Here is a 1,348-nt window from a genome sequence, read left to right on the forward strand (position 1 = left end):
CCAGCCACTCAAAGCAGCGACAAAAGTTACTGGCTCGACTACAGGCTTGCGGCGAGCGCCAACTCCACCCGAACGGCAACGTCGACACTCGCGTTCTCACACGAGACTCGATTCGAGTGCAGCCCCACTTTCTGTTTACTGCCGATCAGTTTGCAGTGCTGCCAAGCGCAGCATCGATGAGCGCGGTATAGACACGCTCCGGTTCTTCGGCAATACGATTGAGCACGTACAGCCACCACTGTGTTCCGAAGATGACGTATTCGCGTGTGGTGAACCCCGCTGCTCGGAGTGCGTCCAGTTGCTCGGTACCGAGGCCGAGCAGCATCTCGAACTCCACATGTTCGGCTCTGAGCTTCGAATCATGCTCGGCGCGTAATGCTTCGAGGATGTCGTGGTCATGCGTCGCGATGGAAACCTGGTGGCCCGAGTCGACGATCCGGGCTGCGTAGTCGAGATACGCCCCGCGCAGTTCGGCACTACCGCGCGGGTAGGCGACGGATTCGGCTTCGAGGAAGGCGCCCTTCACGAGACGGATGCGACCGGGTCGGTCCAGCAGAGCGGCGAGATCCTTTGCGGTCCGGTGCAGTCGGGCCTGAACGGTGATCCCCACGTGAGTGAAACGCTCGGTCAGCCGCGCATGCATGTCGAGGACCAGGTCGGTGCGATCGGACGCTTCGGCGGAAATGATCAGCTCGGCACCCACGCGTTCCGTGGCCTCGGCCAGGCGCACGACATTGCGAAAGCACTGCTCCGGATCGATCACCAAGCCGATGTGTGAGAGGTCGAACGACACGGTGCTGTCGACACCCGACGTGCCGATCCGTTCCGCCAGTTCCACGAAAACATCGGTTTCGACGTTCGCGAGCTCGGGATCCCGGACGCTTTCCCCGGTGTATTCGATGCTCGCCTTGTGCCCTCGGGCGAAGATCGAGGGAAGACGATCGAAGGCGTCGTCGATGGTTTCGCCGCCGATGTAGCGAGCGGCCACTTTCCGTGCGAGTGCTGCCGTTGCAGCGTCCGCCATGGTGCGTTCTTTCAGGGATTCGTCGAGTGCGAGGCGGCGTAGGGCGTCCGCGGCCTGGGCTTGTAGATCCGTGTTCACGGCTTCAGCGTATCCGGACGAGGGTGCGGGAATTATTCTACGAACCCTTGCGTTCGATCTATTGTCGATATATCGTCGATACGTCAAACAAACACAGACAGTCCGGGAGGACAACATGTACGCCCCACACAACAACCCAGAAATGCAAGAACGTCGCGAGCACGGCCGTCGAGGCCCGCATCGTGGACATGGTTTCCGTCGAGGATTCGAGGGAGAGCGCCCCGAGGGTCGCTTCGAGGATCGAGC

2 protein-coding genes are annotated in these 1,348 nt (G+C 61.1%); both read right to left on the minus strand.

Annotation, left to right across the window (positions count from 1 at the left end; genetic code table 11):
• Positions 1 to 145: 145 nt before the first annotated feature.
• Positions 146 to 1,102 (minus strand): proline dehydrogenase family protein, encoded by a 957-nt coding sequence (locus tag ABT116_RS46780; RefSeq protein ID WP_351647397.1) that lies wholly within the window; start codon positions 1,100 to 1,102, stop codon positions 146 to 148.
• A gap of 58 nt (positions 1,103 to 1,160) precedes the next feature.
• Positions 1,161 to 1,348: hypothetical protein (locus tag ABT116_RS46785; protein ID WP_351647401.1), on the minus strand; the 188-nt coding region annotated here is incomplete at its 5' end.

The organism is Streptomyces sp. NPDC002130 (assembly GCF_040296465.1).
In the GTDB taxonomy this organism is placed as follows: Bacteria; Actinomycetota; Actinomycetes; order Streptomycetales; family Streptomycetaceae; genus Streptomyces.